This is a genomic window from Hyella patelloides LEGE 07179 (assembly GCF_900659865.1).
GTDB classification, from domain to species: domain Bacteria; phylum Cyanobacteriota; class Cyanobacteriia; order Cyanobacteriales; family Xenococcaceae; genus Hyella; species Hyella patelloides.
Window position 1 is genome coordinate 1 of sequence record NZ_LR214292.1, and the last position, 1,557, is coordinate 1,557.

General features: G+C 35.6%; 2 protein-coding genes. Both read left to right on the top strand.

Annotated features, from left to right (window positions below; translation table 11 throughout):
• The first annotated feature begins 296 nt into the window (after positions 1-296).
• On the top strand, positions 297-644 hold the full coding sequence (locus tag H1P_RS33235) for a hypothetical protein (RefSeq protein WP_144875739.1): 348 nt from the start codon (positions 297-299) through the stop codon (positions 642-644).
• 535 nt (positions 645-1,179) lie between these two features.
• Positions 1,180-1,485 (top strand): hypothetical protein, encoded by a 306-nt coding sequence (locus H1P_RS33240; protein ID WP_144875741.1) that lies wholly within the window; start codon positions 1,180-1,182, stop codon positions 1,483-1,485.
• The last annotated feature ends 72 nt before the right edge of the window (positions 1,486-1,557 follow it).

Genomic DNA, 1,557 nt, shown 5'->3' on the forward strand with positions numbered 1-1,557 from the left:
CTAGTTTATATTAAACCTCTAGAGAATGCTGAAGATTGGTTAAATGGAATTTCTGTACTTGTCGAAAATTTAGTTCCTCTTCGCATCAGAGATCAAATTTCTTTGAACAATCAAAAATTAGAAAAACAAAGCGATTTAAAAGAAACATGAGGAAATTAATGATAAGTCCTGTTTATAGCTTATAATCCGCAGCGCGACGAAAAATTGCTATAAGGAATATTAATCACTTCGGTGAATCACCTTTAAAGCACCTTGTTTGTAGAATAAAGCAGTATGCGAGAGCGAAAGAAACTATTATGGTGAGAGAAGAACTAGCCAATCTACACAAAGACGATGATAGCGAGTATATGAAAGCCGATCGGGAGTTTTTCAACCAGAACCCCGACAAAGATTTTTATGTCAGGAAACGATTTAAGGGTGAGATGATTCCTGGCAATCCACCGAATGTAATTGTTCGTCAATTAGCTCCAGGTTTTAGAAACAGACTTCCTTGTTTTAAAGACCCAATAACCAAACAAGATATTGTTGAGATGACCAGAGAGCTTAAATATCATCAAGACCTTATTGCTCTCGAACAGATGGTACAACATAAAGGAAAGGCTAAGAAATCAAAGAACGTAAATAAAGGCTTTGGAAAAATATAATCATCTCAATTATTTGAGATGATTTGTAGTCTGGATCGTTGTTGGAATAAAAAATCTACAGAGTCATAATAGGGTTTGACTCTGTAAATACATCTTCTGCTAATCTTTAAGTTGGCTTAGTTCAACATATTTTCGCCAGGAGGCGGAAATAGAAGGTTGGTGTCACCAGGGGCAAGGTGAAATAATGTCACGTTTGTCAACCCCATTTTTTGCCATTTTTTATCGAAATTGCTTATCATTACTTTGCCTAGTTTGAGTCCTTTTAGGCAATGTTTTCAAAATTTTTTACGTAGCTATAATGGCTTGAGCGAAGTATTTTGATACGTTCCAACTTCTATTTTAGGCAAAGTTTTTTTTAGGTTTGTGTATTTAAAAAGCATTTATATAACTTATTTAATAGCGAACGCTATTGAAGAGGAATCAGATCGCTGTATTCATTACACAGTAAGGGTTGCAGCCACAGGTTGCCCCATATGACACGAACCTTCTATTTAGCCCCAGGACTTAGTTTTTGCTTTTCAATAAGCATAGGAACATGAATATCGTAATAACTTCTGAAGTTTTACAAGCATATTTTCTATGTCCTCGCAAAGCGTATTTGTTAATGTACGGAAAAGAGCAGGGAACAGTACATGAATACGAACAAATCCTGACTAGAAATCAATTGGCAAATCAAGCTAGAAATTTGGAACTCTTCAAACAGCAATATATTGATGCTTATCCTTACAGCATTTCAAATCTTAAAAAAGGAAGTGAGTTACTAATTGATGCCAATCTAACTGCTGATAATTTCCAAGCTTATTGCCCAATATTAGGCGGAAATATAGGGTTGGTGTCATGAGACGCAACCTGCTGCTAAAACCCTTGATATGTAAGGGATACAGAAATTAAGTTCTCAAAGTGTCGCGATCGC

Coding starts and splice junctions, on each gene's coding strand:
- H1P_RS33240 (WP_144875741.1), top strand. CDS start 1,180: ATGAATATCGTAATAACTTCTGAAGTTTTACAAGCATATTTTCTATGT.
- H1P_RS33235 (WP_144875739.1), top strand. CDS start 297: ATGGTGAGAGAAGAACTAGCCAATCTACACAAAGACGATGATAGCGAG.